This is a genomic window from Paenibacillus sp. J31R98 (assembly GCF_056269245.1).
Window position 1 is genome coordinate 715,127 of the sequence record NZ_JBWDNO010000002.1, and the last position, 15,388, is coordinate 730,514.

Sequence of the window (15,388 nt, forward strand, 5' to 3'; positions counted from 1 at the left end):
GCTCCTTTCGTGCATGCTATGTTCTTAGTGTCCTTTTCGCGTCAAGTGCTACTCCGGCTTAACAAGGAACAACGGCTGCCCGAATTCAATAAGCTGGCCATTCTCAACAAGTATCTCGACGATCTCGCCGCGAACTTCCGCTTCAAGCTCATTCATCAGCTTCATCGCTTCAAGAATACATACGATCGACTTCTCGTTAATGCGGTCGCCCACGTTTACGAAAGGCGCTTTATCTGGCGAAGACGCGCTGTAGAACGTTCCAACCATCGGCGATAAGATTTGGTGGTAGTTCTCATTCGCTGCTGCTGGTTGTGCTGGCGCTGGCGCGCTCTGTTGCCCGCTAGGAGCTGGTGCGTTCACCTGTGGCTGATAAGCCTGCGTATATGTAGGAACGACTGACGCGGCTTGTACATTCACCACTTCTGTTTTGCCTGGTTTACGAATCATCAGGCGTGCGCCATCGTTTTCAATTTCTAGTTCATGTACGGAAGTACCGTCAACCAGCTTGATCAATTCTTTAATCTCGCTCAGCTTAAACATCGTTTCACTCCTAAAAATGTAGTGCATCTTCAGGGAAGATGCTTCTTAGTAACCCTAATAGCGGGTAAGGTGTAATTTACCAAACCTGCACATACCAAAGCTCATTATAGCATAAACCACTCGGAACACGAACCCATTTTTTATACAAGCATTGATGGAAAAAAGCCCCATTGCTTATATCATTAGCAATGGGGCTCTCTCTTAGACCGTTACTTCACATATTGAATAGTGACTTGATCCGGCGATACGCCTAGCTGATTAATAACCATCGAGAGGATGCTTTCTGCTTGGCTTCTCTCAAGCTTGTCGCTTTGAACAACAACTTTGTAGTGCTCATTGTCATCCGTTACGACCGCTGCGTTGCTGAACTGCTTCGTCAATTCTTCTTCAAGACCAGTGACCTTCGTGCTCTTGTCTTCAAGCAGATTCAGCTGATCGACCGCTGCGCCAGCGGCTTTCTCATCCTGCTTCGTATCGGAGATTGTGCCGAGTAGCTTGTTGTACTCGTCATAGAACTTCTGGTCGCGCTTCTCTTGCATTTGGCTGAACACGCTCTCGCTGACTGCACCGGATTTCTCAAGCTGCTTGAGCGTTTCTTGATCCGCTGCTGCCGCTGCATCGTCTGCCGATTGGTTTGCAGACTGGTCTGCCGAGGCTGCGTTATCCTTCGCATCCTGCGTATTGTTAGCTGCTGCCGCGTCTGTGCTTGCTTTCGCTTCGTTATTGCCTGTCACTTCGGATACCGTAATACCGTTGTCTTCGTTTGTTTTACCGGCAGCCTCCGTTGCATTCGTTGCCGCTCCCTGCTCTTGCTTCGTGCCGTCAGTTACCATGTTGCTAGGTGTGCCTACATCCTCGGTGAACAAATAATAAGCCGACAAAATGACCATTAAGCTCAGCATGGATACAAGCCAAATCGTTTGCCTTTTGTTGTTCATTAATGAACAGCCTCCCTTTTCATTGACCCATTGTAGTTTTATTGATGTTTGCGGGGGATAACCGAGATTCGGTTTACCGCAACATTAAGGCCCTTCTCGACAGCGTCGACAATGAGCCGTCTTACCGTACCGTTCTCTGCGCCTTTCGCAACGATTAGCACGCCGCGAATTTTGGGTTGCAGCCTCTTCACAATGATCGGCGCTTTGTCGCCTGATGTATCGTAGAGCACCACTTGTCCTTCCTTCGTGAGGGAGGTGACGGTGCGTTTGCCGCCATTCTTGTCGCTCTCATTCGTAATTTGCTGCGATTCCTTCTCGTTCAGCTGAACGATAGATTCCTCAGTGGAGTCAACCGTAATCATTACATCCACCGTACCGACCCCAACGACCATCTCCAAAATCTCCTTCAGCCGATTCTCCAGCGAATGCTCAATGTCACCGAAAGGGCTTCCCGAACTGCTGCCATTCTTGAAAGCAGGATCGGTCGGCGGCGTACTAGAGGCTGTGGTTTGCTGATCAGAAGAAGGTACTTGGCGATAGGTGAGAAAAGAGTTCAAGATGACAAGCGCGACTCCGATCCCTCCGAGAATGAGCAGCCAGCGCAGCGTCTTCACCCGCTTCGGCCCTCCGCCTCCGCGACCGCCTCCAACTGTTGACTCCAGCGCATCCAGCCATTTGGCCAACATCGCTCTCCCCTTTCCCTACTGTGCTGATTCGGCATCCGCTTGCTGCTGCATCACTTCGATTCGTTTCGGGTTCACGCTCCAACCTTGACGGAGCACTTCCTTCACAGCATCAGCCACTTCACTGCTTGCCGGCTGCTCTTCCTGCGTGGCATTCCCAGTATCTACCGATTGATCAGTCATCGGCTGCACCGTCACTTCGATGGCCTCAACCTCGTCGACAGGTTTCACTTCATTCGCCGACTTGGAATCCCCCGTTGCCGTGGTGTTATCTCCCGGCTTAGACTCGGACTCCGGCTCTTGCTCCGCCAGTGTCACTATGACCGATTCTATTCGTGCTTGTTCTATATTGTCTGCGGTAGTCAGCTTCACGCCAATTCCCGCTACTTGCAAGCCTGTAGCTTCCGTTATGCTCTCTTTCATCGAAGAGCCTAGCCTCTGCTCCACCAGCGCCAGGGCAGATGCCTGCTGCTGATCCTGCAGCTTCTTCGCATCTTCTTGAATATCTTCGAGCGTCGGCATATGGAACTGATTCTCCTGCGTGGATTGAAACCAGTTATCCACCTGCTGGTCCAACCTAGCATTGAAGTCGCCTTGAAGCAGCCGAATAATTGGAGTTAAGATCGTCAGCAAGATGATTAATCCCGCGACGAGCCTTACATAGCGCTGCATCGCTTTGTTCGGCAGTAGCAGGTCGATAAAGCCTGCCAGCAGCACAACCGCGATAATTTGCTGAAGCCATACGGCAAGCCAGTTCAGCATGTGCATCCCTCCTGCTAATACCGCGCTTCACCTGATCATGACCGCCGCATTGCCTGCTGTCAGCACGATTGTGATGGCCAGGAAGAACATAAGTCCGACTGCAGCTAGGGCAGCAAAGACATAAACTAAGGTTTTGCCGATCGTCTGCAAGCAGGTCACGATTGGACTGTCGCCGAGCGGCTGCATGATAGCGGCAGATACGTTATAGATCAGTGCTAGCGTCATGATCTTCACGGCCGGGAATGCACAGAGGAACAAGATGATTACGACGCCCGCGATCCCGATCGCGTTCTTGACGAGCAGTGAAGCGGACATGACTGTATCAGCGGCATCGGAGAAGGTTCGTCCAATGACTGGCACGAAGTTGCCCGTAATGAACTTCGCCGTCCGCATCGTGACGCCGTCTGTGACCGAGCCTGTCGCTCCCTGCACCGATATAACGCCGAGAAACACGGTCAGCATAATGCCCATAAGCCCAACGCTGAAGTTCCGAAGCACATTCGCTAGCTGCGTTACTTTGAACTTATCCGACACGGCGCTTGCAATGTGAAGCACGGCCGAGAAGAACAGAAGCGGAAAGACGACGGTGTAGATGATCGAACCAACCGCGTTAATCATGAAGACAATGAGAGGATGCAGCACCGATACCGTAACGACGCTCCCCATCGTGGCGAGGAGAGTCAGCAGCAGCGGCACCATCGCAAGCATGAATTGAATCATTCCGGTGATGGCATCCTTCGCGTAGCCGATTGCGACGTTGAAGCTATTCACCGCCAGCACGATCATCACCATATAAGTGATGCTGTAAGCCACCTTGCTCACCGTATTGCGCTCGAAAGCCGTTTGCATCGTCTCCAGCATCATGCTGAATACGGTCAGAATAACGATCGTTACAAGAAGCTTGCCATTGTAAAGGATTTCGTGCAGCACGTACCTCAGCAAGCCGGAGATCACGGTCGTCAGCTTGAGTCCTTCGCCGCCCGGCATGACCATCTCCGCGAAGCTAGGCACTTTGTTCTCCGGGAAGAAGCCGCTGTATTCCTTCATCAGCTTGTTCCAGTAATCTTCAACCGCCTCCGTGTTCATGCCCTTCAGCTGTTGATCCGCAAGCGCTGCATTCACATCCGACGCATTATCATCTGTACCCGGCTGCGATGCTGCGGCCTGTTCCGACTGATCAAGCAGCTCACCTGGCTCAACTCCTGCTGCCATTGCCGCAACTGGCAGGAGCGCAAGCAGCGAGAACAGAACAAGGGCAACGAGCATCACATTACGGATCAACCACCGCCTCATTACGTTCAACTCCCTACCGGCAACAGGCCGAGCACTGTTTCTACGATGACGCTGATGATCGGCACCGCGAGTACGAGAATGAGTACTTTGCCGGCAAATTCAATCTTGGTCGCAATGCTCTCCTGCCCGGCATCGCGCACAATCTGCGAGCCAAATTCGGCAATATAGGCGATACCGATTATCTTGAGTATCGTCTTCAGGTAGATCGACGGGATGCCTGAGCGATCCGCGAGCTGCTCGAGCACGGTCAGTACGGTGTCGATTTTGCCAACGACATACAAGAAGATGAACAGGCCTGTAAAAGCACCAAGCAGAAAAGCGAACATCGGCTTCTGTTCCCGCAGAACCAGAACGAGTGCTGCCGCAACCAAACCTAATCCTACAATTTGGATGATTTCCAAACACCGTTCACCCGCCTAGCTGTAAAAGCTGTCATTGAAATAAGAAAGTCGTTTTTATTTCTTGGAAGAGTTCGCCCAGCAATCGCAAAATCATGAACAGCACGATGATAAATCCGACCAGCGTCGCCCAGTGCGCATATTCTTCCTTCCCGCTTTGCTTCAGAAGCGTATGGATCATTGCGGCAATAAAACCGATTCCGGCAATTTGAAAGATTGCTAACACATCAAAATTCATGCTTGCGGCACCCCACTAAAGAATCAAAATGACGACGAGTAGAGCAGTGAGTACGCCAAGACTCTTCCACATTTTTGCAAATCGCGAAGCATCTTCCCGCGCTAACTCTTCTTCTGCATGCAGCTGCTGCATCGCTAGCTTCAAATGTTTAATCTGATCATCCCTGTCACTGATGCCTAGCGTCGAGCCTAGCCGCATGAGCGCCGACTGCTCAGGAAGCCGCATTGCGGTGTTCGGCCAGATATCGGTTGCCGCCTGCTCCCAGCATTCGCGGAAGGTGAGCTCGGCCTGCTCGTCGAGTCTGCGCTTCACTTCGCGGAGCAAGCCTGAAGCCGGCTCCTGCACGACCGCGCTCGTTCGGCCGATCGCTTCAGGAAGCGGCGTGAAGCCGTACCCGATCTCCGTCTCGAGCCGCGTAAGCGCGTAGATCAGCTGGCGGATCTGATTCGGGCGCGAAGTGAAGCGCGAAGCTTGTACGAACCCGATCATCGTGCCTGCGAAGAGAATGAGCGCAGCCCCAATCAGCTTAACCACTCGCGCCGCCTCCCTTCACCGGTGTAGGCTCTCGCGCCGCCGGCGTTCGCCTTGCCGTGGCCGCCGGCAGCACCCTGCTCATGAGGCTTCCTCCGCTCCGGCGAAGCTCAACGACATACTGGAATGTTCCCGCTTCAAGCAGCTTACTGAGCAGCGGACGGCCCCTTGCGTCTTCCAGATCATTGGCATGCGCGGTTGCTATAACGGTCACGCCTGCGTGGCTGGCATCCAGAATGGCTAAGCCATCCTCTTCGCGGCCGATCTCATCGACAATAATAATTTCCGGTGACATAGAGCGAAGCATCATCATCATCCCTTCCGCTTTCGGGCAGGCATCCATGACATCTGTCCGTGGCCCGACATCGAACGTTGGAACACCTCTGACGCAGGCTGCGATTTCCGAGCGTTCATCAATGATGCCGACTTTGCGGCCAGGCCAGTCCGATGCGGCAGGAAGACCCCAGGCACCGCTGCTGACCGCCCTTGCCAGATCGCGCACCAGTGTTGTTTTCCCTTGCTGTGGAGGTGCGATAATCAGCGTCGATTGGAGCGTCTGGCGCCCATGATCCACGAGTTTCGGCAACAGACCTGCCGCCGCGCCAATCACTTCTCTGGCAATCCGCACATTGAATGCTGCGATATCGCGGATACCGCGGACATGGCCCTGCTCGAGAATCGTTCTGCCAGCCAGTCCAATTCGATGGCCGCCTGCGACTGTAATGTAGCCTCGGCGGAGCTCTTCCTCCATTGCGTAGAGCGAATGGCCCGTGACGCGCTCTTGCATTTTGCGGCATAATTCAGGGGCTGGCTTGTACGCTTCTTCGGGCTTCGCCAGCAGCTTTCCGGTCGCAGATACGAACCAGAAGCCTTGGCTCGTACTAATTTCAAGCGGCCGGCCTTCACGGATGCGGATTTCTTCGATGACATCTTGCATTCGTTCTGGAATGCGGCATAGCACATAGGCCAGCTCGGAAGGCAGCAAATGCAGCACTTTCTTCAGCATCGATCATCCCTCCCGGCAGCTTCTACGCTAGATTGCTAGAATCACATGATTGTCCAGCTTTGTATCCCATTCTATTCAATTAGGCCAAGCAATATGACAATTCTAGATGTCTATTAACGGTCTTGTGGAAGGCTACTTCCTCAGCACCCCTGTCAGAATGCACCCGACTCCGCATACAATCCACAGCATTTTGCCAAAAGACATTTTGTCCGAGAGTCCGACAAGCCCGATCGTCGTCGTGGAGATCAGCACAAGCGGCCCGACAAACGCCAGCGAGGAGTTGACAATGAGCGCCTTATCAATCTGATTGAGACGCAGCATAAGCAGTGCCGCCACAATTTCCAGTGAGCCGGAGAATATCCGGATTGTCGCCATGGTCAGTACGATTTTGTTAAGCATATCTATCTCCTTTCTTCCAAAGGATGCAAGATTCAAGTCGGTTTAATATCCAAGATGCCCGTTGTCCCTCTACTTCTTCTACTATTAGAACGGCTCTCTTCTAGCTTATGCGGACTTGCTATTCTTTCATTCTCACAATATTGGCTTTCGCATGAGCCGCTTCCAGCACACGATCTGGGCGCACTGCATATATTGCTGTGGATATGAAACGAATGCGAGGAGATAACATGAAATCAATTTCTGTGGCGGCTTGGCCTTCCGTACTAAGCGACCCAAGCGGCCAGCGGGAGCTGTCCAGCCGTACCGCGCTCGGGCGGGGCAAAACAATGGTGATTGACAAAGGGCTCGGACGCCATGCGTTCTCCGATCTTCTTGAAACGTCTTCAAGCTACATGGATTGCGTTAAATTTGGGTTCGGCACTGCGCCGCTCTATCCAACCGATCTTCTTCTGAGCAAAATTGAACAAGCGAAGCGCTGCAGTCTTACCGTCATGCCAGGAGGCACATTGCTGGAGTCCGCGGTGCAGCAGGATGTCGTGCCTGCGTTCTTCCGTACGATTTGCCGGCTTGGCTTCAATGGAATCGAAGTGTCTGATGGGACAATTGAGCTAAGCCGCAAGCTGCGCACAGAGCTCATTCGAGAAGGGGTTAAGAACGGACTTCGCGTCGTTTCGGAATATGGGAAGAAGCTGACAGGCTCGCTTGTAGATGTGCAGGAGCTCGTCGTTACCGCCGAAGCCGACTGGCATGCGGGTTCTGATATGGTCACGATTGAAGCGCGGGAATCCGGCGTTGGCGTTGGGTTATTTGATGCGAATGGGAACTGTGCGCAAAGCGTGCTGGAAACCGTGAGCCATTCCTTCGGCAGCGACGTTCGCCGCATCATGTGGGAAACACCGCTGAAACATCAGCAAGTGCTGCTGCTTCAAACATTCGGCTCCGACGTGAACCTCGGCAACATTCAGCCAGGCGAAGTGCTATCGCTCGAAACGATGCGGCGCGGGCTGCGCTCCGATACGTTCTGCTTCGGCGTGCATGTTGAGCCTTTTGTTTATATGATTTGATTTGGCTGGCCGTGCCTTAGCCAGTCTGTTTAGGAAGGAAGCGTAAAGGATATGCAAATTGAAGTCATCTCCAACGTTAATGAGGCGCAGTCCGAGCGGTTCGCTCATCGGACAGCAATCGTGATTGATGTGCTTCGCGCAACGAGCACGATTGTCGCTGCGTTATCCGCAGGCGCTGCAGGGATCGTTCCTGTGGAAACCGTGCTGGAAGCACGAGCGCTTCTATGCAATGGGCAGTTACTGGCGGGAGAACGATTCTGCCGCAAAATCCCCGGGTTCCACCTCGGCAACTCTCCCGAGGAGTTTACCGCTGAAGCGGTTCGAGGTCGCCGAGTCGTCTTAACGACGACGAACGGCACGCGGGCGCTGCATAAAGCAATGCGCGCCGACCACGTGCTGGCCGGATCGCTGAATAACGCTGCCGCTTGCGCGCGCACTGCGCTCGAGCTGCGCCGGGATTTGGTGCTGCTCTGCGCTGGCAGCCATGATGAATTCGCGCTGGAGGATGGCGTATGCGCTGGACTTATTATCAGCGAGCTGCAGACCATGTCCTCAGCTCCGCTCGAGATGAATGACCTTGGCGCGGCGATGCTCGGGCTCTATCGGAATAGTGCCGATAAACTCTATGATCTGATATCGGGGAGCGTAACGGGAAAACGCCTGATCAAATACGGCAATGGCCGAGATGTTGAACGGTGCAGCCAGGTGAATTGCAGCGTTATTGTACCGCGCATGCAAGGCGACATGCTCGTACATGGCTGAGTCTGATTAGACATATCGGGAAGGCTTGTTCCATACACTGGAAGTATGGAGCTCCTTTTGCGGAGCGACGACTACGAAAGAAGGAGTCGGGCAAGCATGAGCGGGGAAGTCGTTTTAGTTGTTCTCATTATTGTAGGCTTAATTGGTCGATCGCCGATTATTTCCACGGCGGCTTGCGTTCTCTTAATTGTGAAACTGATCCATCTCCAGCGCTTCCTGCCCACGATTGAGCGAAGAGGACTGGAGCTCGGACTGCTGTTTCTCACCTTCAGCGTGCTCGTGCCATTCGCTTCTGAGCGCATCACCACCAAAGATATGCTCAACGTCGTGACCTCCTGGCCCGGCATCCTCGCATTGACAGGAGGTGCCATCGCCACCTATGTCAACGGCAAAGGACTTGAGATGCTAAAGCTCGACCCTCAGCTTATCGTCGGCCTCGTCGTCGGCTCTATCTTCGGCATTGTGTTTCTGCGCGGCATTCCCGTTGGCCCCTTAATGGCAGCCGGTATCACCGCGATCTTGTTCAAATTGTTCTCGTTTATCGCCGGTCGATTCTAACGATGGAGTCGGCCTGATTAAAGAAGCTCCCGGGGGAGCTTCTTTTCGCGTTTAGGGGCAAGTTTCCGGCGATTCTGCCGATTTTCTGTCCAAGTAGTCCACCAAACCAGCTTCTTTCCTCGATTCTACCCCAGCATTCCAAGCATGTAGTGTACTGGCTACCTCTCTTTGGCTAATATCGCCCGGTTTTCCACCCATGTAGAGTACTGGCTAGTTCTCATTAGCTGACCCCTTCGTTTCAACTACACAAGGTGCTCACTTTCGCCCCATTCTCCTTTTTCCCCCTCTCCCCGTCACTACCCCACAACACAACAAAAAAGCAGCAGCACCCCAAGGCGCTGCTGCTCTAACTTAAATCTATATCCTATCGGCGATCTTGCGGGCCGCCTACGAATGCTTGCTCTGCTGTATCGAGGCCATACGCTGTATGCAGCGCGCGGACAACATCGTGAGTGTGCTCTGCGTCGATTACGACGGACAGGCGGATCTCGGAAGTCGTTACGAGCTTGATGCTGATGCCTTGCTCGTAGATCGCTGCGAACATTTTCGCTGCAACACCCGGGTTGCTGACCATGCCAGCGCCTACGATGGAAACCTTCACGAGGTTCTCCTCGGAAGTCACTTCACGGTAAGGCACTTCTGGACGGATGCGCTCTACAACTGCAATGGCTTTCTCTTTATCCGTCAGTGAAACAGTGAAAGCGAAGTCTGCTTTGCCGTCTTGCGTACCGCTTTGTACGATAATATCGACGTCAACGCCGCTCGATGCCAGCGCGCCGAATACTTTGGCCAGAACGCCAGGAATGTCTTCGACACCTAAGATACTAATACGTGCTACGTTTTTATCATATGCGATACCGCGAACGGCATTTCCTTGCTCCATGACTGCTTCCTCCTTGACACTCGTGCCTTCATTTTGCGTAAAGCTAGAACGTACAACAAGATTTACATTGTAATTTTTCGCATATTCAACCGCGCGAGGGTGCAGGACGGCTGCGCCAAGATTGGCCAGCTCCAGCATTTCATCGTACGTGATTTCGTCCAGTTTGCGCGCACACTTCACAACACGCGGATCGGTTGAGTAAATGCCGTCTACATCGGTATAGATCTCACACACGTCGGCTTTAAGCGCTGCCGCAAGTGCTACTGCTGTCGTATCGGAGCCACCACGACCTAGCGTCGTGATATCGCCTTCTTCTGTCGCGCCTTGGAAACCCGCTACGATAACGGCGTAACCATTGTCGAGCGCTGTGAAAATCCGATCAGGTTGAATGTCAGAAATACGTGCCTTGCCATGAACCGCTTCGGTTTGAATGCCAGCCTGCCAGCCTGTGTACGACTTGGATTTCAATCCAATCGCATCTATAGCCATCGAGAGCAACGCGATCGATATTTGCTCACCAACCGTTAACAGCATATCCATCTCACGTGCAGGCGGATTGGCATTAAGCAGCTTGGATTGATCAATTAAATCGTCCGTCGTGTCACCCATTGCCGAAACGACAACAACGACTTTATGGCCAGCCTCTTTATAATCGGCGATACGTCTTGCAACGCGCTGCATCCGCTCAGTTGAGCCAACGGAGCTGCCGCCGAATTTCATTACTATCAACGACACTGCTAATCCACTCCCAACGTTGTTCGATCTCTGTAGAGTATGAAGTTCTTTTCTAACACAAGATTATAACACAACAGTGAACTTTTGAATATCAACAGACAACAAAAAACCGCTCGGCACTAAGACCGGGCGGTTTCGTCTAAATTGAATTAAGCACGGGAAATGTACTTGCCATCGCGCGTGTCGATGAGAAGAACATCGCCTTCGTTGATGAACAGCGGAACTTGAACGTTCAGGCCTGTTTCAACAGTTGCGTTCTTCGTTGCGCCTTGCGCTGTGTTACCTTTAACGCCTGGCTCTGTTTCCGTAACTTTCAGATCAACGTTATTAGGCAATTGGATACCGATGATTTCATCGTTGTAGCTTGTGATGTTAACCGTCATGTTTTCTTTTAGGAAGTTGATTTCCCACTCCAATTGCTTCTTCTCCAGCGTGAACTGATCGTAGGATTCGTTATCCATGAACGAATACTCCGTACCCGAGTTGTACAGGTATTGTACGGCACGGTTCTCGATGTTCGCTTTGCCGATGTTCTCACCTGCACGGAACGTTCTTTCAACTGTGTTACCGTTACGCAGGTTTTTCAGCTTGGAACGAACGAATGCCGCGCCTTTGCCTGGCTTAACGTGTTGGAAATCAAGAACTGTGAAGATATCGCCGTCTATCTCAACGGTAAGACCTGTTTTAAAATCGTTAACTGAAACCACTGATGTTTCCTCCTGTAATAGGGAGTTTGCTGGAAGCAAACTCTCACTTTGATTGGTAATAGGGAGTTTGCTGGTAGCAACCTCTCACTTTAATTGGTAATAGGGAGTTTGCTTTAAGCGAACTCTCACATTAATTGCTAATCGGGAGTTTGACACTCGCCGCTTTTTATAAAACTCATTCCAAAATAAACAATGCCTTCGGAGATGAGGTTAATAACGAATTGCCGTTCTCGGTAATGACGATGTCATCCTCGATCCGCACGCCGCCGAATCCTGGCAAGTAGATGCCCGGCTCCACCGTAACGGTCATACCAGGCTCGAGCACAGTCGTTCCGCCGACTGACACTCGAGGCGCTTCGTGGATCTCCATTCCGAAGCCATGGCCTGTGCCGTGACCGAACTTGTCACCGTAGCCATACTTCGTAATGATATCACGTGCAAGTGCATCCGCTTCGCGGCCTGTCATACCAGGCTTAATACCGGCAAGAGCAGCCATCTGCGCTTCAAGCACGATCTCATAAATTTCGCGGTGCTTATCTGTCGGCTTGCCAACAACGATCGTTCTAGTCAGATCGGAGCAGTAACCTTTAAGAAGAGCGCCAAAGTCAAGCTTCACAAATTCATTATTGCCAATGATCCGATCACTTGCAACACCATGCGGCAGCGCAGAACGCTCGCCAGATGCAACAATCGTATCGAACGAAGACGACGTTGCGCCTCTGCTGCGCATGTACATCTCCATCTCGAGCGCAACCGCGCGCTCGCTGATGCCTGGCTTAATGAATCCAAGAATGTGCTGGAACGTCTCATCCGCAAGCGCGCACGCTTCGCGAATAACGGCAAGCTCCGCTTCATCCTTATAAAGCCGCAGCTGTTCAATTGCACCCGACACCGGTACGAGCTCAATCGAGCCAAGCGCACCTTTCCAGTCGGAGTAGCTGCTGAATACAACCTGATCCTGCTCAAAAGCAAGCTTGCGTACGCCTGCTTGTTCCGCAAGCTCCCGTACAGTCTCGATCCACTTAGGACCATGCTCCACCACGGTGAAATGAGAAGCTTGCTGTGGTGCTTGCGTCATATAACGGAAATCCGTAAGCAACCAAGCATCTGCTGCTGTAATGAGCAAATAACCTGAGGAACCAGTAAATCCGCTTATGTACCGACGATTAACGGCACTTGTCACGAGAATCGCGTCTGCCTGCAGGGCGGGCAGCTTCTCTCGCAATCCGGCTAAACGTTTCTGTGTCATAAGTATCACCCTTTTTCTTATTACTGCTTCAGCTGATTCACTAGTGCGTGAAGTCCAAGCACATAGCTTTGAGCGCCAAATCCAGCGATCTGTCCGACCGCAACCGGCGCGATGACTGAAACATGACGAAACGCTTCCCGCTTATGAATGTTCGATAAATGCACCTCAACGACAGGAATGCCGACGCTGCTGATCGCATCGCGTATCGCAATGCTATAGTGAGTGAACGCTCCAGGGTTAATTACGATTCCGTCAATCTGGCCATAAGCCTCATGAATCCGGTCGATAATAGCCCCTTCGTGATTGGATTGGAAGAACGAAATGTCCACGCCAATCGTTGTCGCCGTTTCCCGCAGCATCTCTTCAATCGCTGGTAACGTCATGGATCCGTAAACACCAGGCTCACGAATGCCAAGCATGTTTAAATTCGGTCCGTTTAGTACAAGTATTCGAGTCATGGAGCATCCTCCCAGCGCATAGATCATTAGACATTTTACCACAAAGACCCACGCTTTGAGAAGTGCTCGCCCCACCCGCTTATGCTATGCTTTTATTCGACGCCGAAGGCTCCCGCCCTGCCTCGTCCGTAAATTCAAAAACAATCGTATATCCAATGAATAATCCCCACAGCAGGAATAAGCAGCATTCGGTAATTAACGTCTGATAGCCAATTTGGTTATAGGGCTTCGTCATACTCATTGCAGGTCCAAACGTCATAAAGAGCAATGCCCACCAGAGAAGTCCATAGAGGATGCCTGGCCACGGACCTAACAGCCGCCCTAGCAGCAGCTTATAGATGAACGATGCAATGATCGAGAAGACAATGAACGCAGCAACTCCAGTAAGTTGCCCATACCACGTTCGCAGGAAGGCCGCCTTCATGAAGGGATCGAGTAGAAACCCCGGCATTACCTTTGTGAAGTTTATCGCAAAAAGAAGCCAATGAACGAGCCCCCAGAACAGCCCTGCAAAAAAGCCAAGCTTGATGCAAAACGCAGTCGGATTCGTGTGAGTGCTGCCGTCATAGTCGTTTTTTGTCCCGCTCTGCTGACCGTGAGTCTGTATTTTACGCAAAATAAGTTTCCTCCATTGCCTTAAAGTTGTGCATTGCTGTGATGGGTAGTAGTATGCGCAATCGAACCGCTCCCAAATCGCCATCCCTTCTCGAAATGAGGGAATCGATGGCGCTCGCAAATAGCCGCAGAATCAAGTACAATAGAAGAAGTAGGTAACGCATTCATAGCAATAATCTTATCTTATGTCTAACTAAAGGATGGTGATTCGCCCTTGTCTCAAAGCACTCAAAATATTTATGGCGGACAAGCCGTCATCGAAGGTGTAATGTTTGCCGGCCGTCACGCCAATGTCACTGCCGTACGGCGCAAAAATAATGAGATTATTTTTTACGAAGTACCTAGAACGACAAAGCCTTGGATTCAAAGGCTGAAGAAAATCCCCCTACTGCGAGGCGTCGTCGCCATACTCGAGTCGAGCGCGAAGGGCTCCCAGCATTTGAATTTCTCCATGGAATCCTATGCAGAGGACGAATTGTCGGATACGAGCACGGAATCCGAAGCCACTGCGTCGAAACCGGCTAAGAAAGAAGAGAAAAGCGGCTGGAGCCTCAGCATGATCGTTGGCGTCGCCGTTGCAGGTATATTGTCTTTTGCTTTCGGTAAGATTGTTTTCACAGTCGTTCCTGCTATTATTGAACAATTGCTCTTCCAGCACTCCTTCTCCAACCGGGTTGTTCACAACCTTATTGAAGGTGTTATCAAAATTCTGTTCTTGCTGTCATACTTATATATTATCTCGTTAACACCGCTCATTAAACGCCTGTTCCAATATCACGGCGCGGAGCATAAAGTAATAAGCGCCTATGAAGCGGGAGCGGAATTGACCGTCTCTAATGTTCAGAAGTTCACCCGGCTTCATTATCGCTGCGGAAGCAGCTTTATCGTCTTCTCCGTTCTTGTCGGCGTTATCGTCTATTCTTTCTTCCATTGGGATTCGCTCTGGGAACGGATTTACTTGCGACTCTTGCTACTCCCAGTCGTTCTAGGCGCATCCTATGAAGCGCTTCGCTTCACGAACGCGCTTCGCGATTTGCCTGTGCTTCGCTTCCTCGGCTATCCGGGCCTGTGGCTCCAGAAGCTGACGACGAAGGAACCTACGGATGACCAGGTGGCTGTATCGATCGCTTCCTTCAACCGGATGCTTGAGCTCGATCGCCAAGTGAGCAAGCCGTAAAGTAAACGTTTCATGTTTGAGTCTTAGATTCGGGAAGGAAGGGTGAGAACTATGCCTCGTAAAATGAGTCTGTTGTCCATCGTCATCCTTGTGCTCATCGTCATCGGCATCGTATCGCAAACGATCAGCAATCCCTATCAGCTTCTCATTCCGGTTGTTGTGTTCGGCGTCATCTATTTGCTTTATAAGTTCCCGCCAGGCGGCGCCAGAACGAAAGCAAAGCCGCGTTACAAGACGCAGTCCCGCAAAGAACAGCCAGCTAAGAGCAAGCAGCGCAAGCACATGCCTTTCCGCGTCATTGAAGGCGGCAAGGATGACGACAACTTACCTAAGTATCATTAACAACGCAATTAATAAGGGGCATCCTTCAGCCGTAGCTGAGGGATGCCCCT

Annotated in this window: 20 protein-coding genes; 5 read left to right on the forward strand and 15 right to left on the reverse strand. The window is 51.7% G+C overall.

Going from position 1 to position 15,388, the window contains the following annotated elements; translation table 11 throughout:
• Window positions 1-48: 48 nt before the first annotated feature.
• The 10 genes from accB to AC0YNX_RS11935 form a co-directional block, all read right to left on the reverse strand.
• Entirely contained in the window at window positions 49-540 is a 492-nt protein-coding gene (accB, locus tag AC0YNX_RS11890) for an acetyl-CoA carboxylase biotin carboxyl carrier protein (protein WP_475815883.1), read from the reverse strand.
• 209 nt (window positions 541-749) lie between these two features.
• Entirely contained in the window at window positions 750-1,478 is a 729-nt protein-coding gene (locus AC0YNX_RS11895; RefSeq protein WP_475815884.1) for a SpoIIIAH-like family protein, read from the reverse strand.
• Between the two features lie 38 nt (window positions 1,479-1,516).
• Window positions 1,517-2,164, reverse strand: coding sequence for a stage III sporulation protein AG (gene spoIIIAG, locus AC0YNX_RS11900; RefSeq protein WP_475815885.1), 648 nt, complete (start codon window positions 2,162-2,164; stop codon window positions 1,517-1,519).
• Between the two features lie 15 nt (window positions 2,165-2,179).
• On the reverse strand, window positions 2,180-2,923 hold the full coding sequence (gene spoIIIAF, locus AC0YNX_RS11905; RefSeq protein WP_475815886.1) for a stage III sporulation protein AF: 744 nt from the start codon (window positions 2,921-2,923) through the stop codon (window positions 2,180-2,182).
• A 27-nt stretch (window positions 2,924-2,950) separates the two neighbouring features.
• Window positions 2,951-4,216 carry a stage III sporulation protein AE gene (spoIIIAE, locus tag AC0YNX_RS11910; protein ID WP_475815887.1) on the reverse strand — a complete coding sequence of 422 codons (1,266 nt, stop codon included), beginning with the start codon at window positions 4,214-4,216 and terminating at the stop codon, window positions 2,951-2,953.
• A 5-nt stretch (window positions 4,217-4,221) separates the two neighbouring features.
• Window positions 4,222-4,617: a stage III sporulation protein AD gene (gene spoIIIAD, locus AC0YNX_RS11915; protein WP_475815888.1), complete on the reverse strand. Its 396-nt coding sequence runs from the start codon at window positions 4,615-4,617 to the stop codon at window positions 4,222-4,224.
• 31 nt (window positions 4,618-4,648) lie between these two features.
• Window positions 4,649-4,852, reverse strand: a complete 204-nt coding sequence (gene spoIIIAC, locus AC0YNX_RS11920; RefSeq protein ID WP_090573842.1) for a stage III sporulation protein AC — start codon at window positions 4,850-4,852, stop codon at window positions 4,649-4,651.
• Between the two features lie 15 nt (window positions 4,853-4,867).
• Complete coding sequence (spoIIIAB, locus tag AC0YNX_RS11925) at window positions 4,868-5,386, reverse strand: stage III sporulation protein SpoIIIAB (protein WP_475815889.1); 519 nt, start codon at window positions 5,384-5,386, stop codon at window positions 4,868-4,870.
• Window positions 5,379-6,389 (reverse strand): stage III sporulation protein AA, encoded by a 1,011-nt coding sequence (gene spoIIIAA, locus AC0YNX_RS11930; protein WP_475815890.1) that lies wholly within the window; start codon window positions 6,387-6,389, stop codon window positions 5,379-5,381. Before spoIIIAA ends, spoIIIAB begins: the two co-directional genes overlap by 8 nt.
• 132 nt (window positions 6,390-6,521) lie before the next feature.
• Complete coding sequence (locus tag AC0YNX_RS11935; protein WP_475815891.1) at window positions 6,522-6,788, reverse strand: YqhV family protein; 267 nt, start codon at window positions 6,786-6,788, stop codon at window positions 6,522-6,524.
• A gap of 227 nt (window positions 6,789-7,015) precedes the next feature.
• On the opposite strand from AC0YNX_RS11935, the gene comA reads away from it, so the two are divergent.
• The 3 genes from comA (at window position 7,016) to AC0YNX_RS11950 (ending at window position 9,172) form a co-directional block, all read left to right on the forward strand.
• Window positions 7,016-7,852 carry a phosphosulfolactate synthase gene (gene comA / locus AC0YNX_RS11940; RefSeq protein ID WP_475815892.1) on the forward strand — a complete coding sequence of 279 codons (837 nt, stop codon included), beginning with the start codon at window positions 7,016-7,018 and terminating at the stop codon, window positions 7,850-7,852.
• A gap of 51 nt (window positions 7,853-7,903) precedes the next feature.
• On the forward strand, window positions 7,904-8,614 hold the full coding sequence (locus AC0YNX_RS11945) for a 2-phosphosulfolactate phosphatase (protein ID WP_475815893.1): 711 nt from the start codon (window positions 7,904-7,906) through the stop codon (window positions 8,612-8,614).
• A 96-nt stretch (window positions 8,615-8,710) separates the two neighbouring features.
• Window positions 8,711-9,172, forward strand: a complete 462-nt coding sequence (locus tag AC0YNX_RS11950; protein WP_475815894.1) for a DUF441 domain-containing protein — start codon at window positions 8,711-8,713, stop codon at window positions 9,170-9,172.
• A 364-nt stretch (window positions 9,173-9,536) separates the two neighbouring features.
• Here the strand turns inward: AC0YNX_RS11950 and AC0YNX_RS11955 are convergent, their stop codons facing one another.
• The 5 genes from AC0YNX_RS11955 to AC0YNX_RS11975 form a co-directional block, all read right to left on the reverse strand.
• The gene (locus AC0YNX_RS11955) at window positions 9,537-10,790 is read right to left on the reverse strand and encodes an aspartate kinase (protein WP_475815895.1); all 1,254 of its coding nucleotides are present in this window, start codon (window positions 10,788-10,790) and stop codon (window positions 9,537-9,539) included.
• A 149-nt stretch (window positions 10,791-10,939) separates the two neighbouring features.
• On the reverse strand, window positions 10,940-11,497 hold the full coding sequence (efp, locus tag AC0YNX_RS11960; protein ID WP_475815896.1) for an elongation factor P: 558 nt from the start codon (window positions 11,495-11,497) through the stop codon (window positions 10,940-10,942).
• A 175-nt stretch (window positions 11,498-11,672) separates the two neighbouring features.
• On the reverse strand, window positions 11,673-12,746 hold the full coding sequence (locus AC0YNX_RS11965; RefSeq protein WP_475815897.1) for a M24 family metallopeptidase: 1,074 nt from the start codon (window positions 12,744-12,746) through the stop codon (window positions 11,673-11,675).
• A gap of 20 nt (window positions 12,747-12,766) precedes the next feature.
• The gene (aroQ, locus tag AC0YNX_RS11970) at window positions 12,767-13,204 is read right to left on the reverse strand and encodes a type II 3-dehydroquinate dehydratase (protein WP_475815898.1); all 438 of its coding nucleotides are present in this window, start codon (window positions 13,202-13,204) and stop codon (window positions 12,767-12,769) included.
• A gap of 79 nt (window positions 13,205-13,283) precedes the next feature.
• The gene (locus AC0YNX_RS11975) at window positions 13,284-13,820 is read right to left on the reverse strand and encodes a YqhR family membrane protein (protein WP_475815899.1); all 537 of its coding nucleotides are present in this window, start codon (window positions 13,818-13,820) and stop codon (window positions 13,284-13,286) included.
• Between the two features lie 267 nt (window positions 13,821-14,087).
• Between AC0YNX_RS11975 and AC0YNX_RS11980 the strand changes: the two genes are divergently transcribed.
• Window positions 14,088-14,996, forward strand: a complete 909-nt coding sequence (locus AC0YNX_RS11980; protein WP_475816235.1) for a DUF1385 domain-containing protein — start codon at window positions 14,088-14,090, stop codon at window positions 14,994-14,996.
• A 51-nt stretch (window positions 14,997-15,047) separates the two neighbouring features.
• Window positions 15,048-15,338, forward strand: a complete 291-nt coding sequence (locus tag AC0YNX_RS11985) for a hypothetical protein (RefSeq protein ID WP_475815900.1) — start codon at window positions 15,048-15,050, stop codon at window positions 15,336-15,338.
• Window positions 15,339-15,388: the final 50 nt, after the last annotated feature.